This window comes from Parafrankia sp. Ea1.12 (assembly GCF_900465275.1).
Taxonomy (GTDB): domain Bacteria; phylum Actinomycetota; class Actinomycetes; order Frankiales; family Frankiaceae; genus Parafrankia; species Parafrankia soli.
On sequence record NZ_UBIZ01000411.1, the window covers coordinates 1 to 431 of the forward strand.

Genomic DNA, 431 nt, shown 5'->3' on the forward strand with positions numbered 1-431 from the left:
GGAGCCGGTGGCAGCCCGAGGGTCTTCAGGACCCGGCGGATCGTGGATGCGCTCACCCGGTAACCGAGCTTGAGGAGCTCGCCCTGGATCCGCTGGTAGCCCCACGTCGGGTTCTCGGTCGCGAGCCGCTTGATCAGCGTGGCGATCTCCAAGCTGATCGGTGGCCGTCCCGTCCGCTGCGGGTGGGTCCACTTCCGTGTGACCAGGCGGCGGTGCCACCGGAGGATGGTGCCGGGGGTGACCAGCCGGTGCAGCCGCAGCCTCCTCGGTAGGAGTCGGATCAGTGCGGTGAGGACCGCCCGGTCCGGCCAGTCCCATCGGGGCTTGGGCTGGGTGCGGCGCAGCACCGCGACCTCGTGTCGCAACACGAGCAGCTCGATGTCCTTCGACGCCGACGAACGGCCGAGGAGAACCAGCCAGCCACACACCCG

General features: G+C 70.1%; 1 protein-coding gene. It reads right to left on the reverse strand.

Features of this window, described 5'->3' with window-relative positions:
- Nucleotides 1-431, reverse strand: a 431-nt coding sequence (locus tag FMEAI12_RS24195; RefSeq protein ID WP_235014407.1) for a helix-turn-helix domain-containing protein, incomplete at both ends; no start/stop codon positions are given.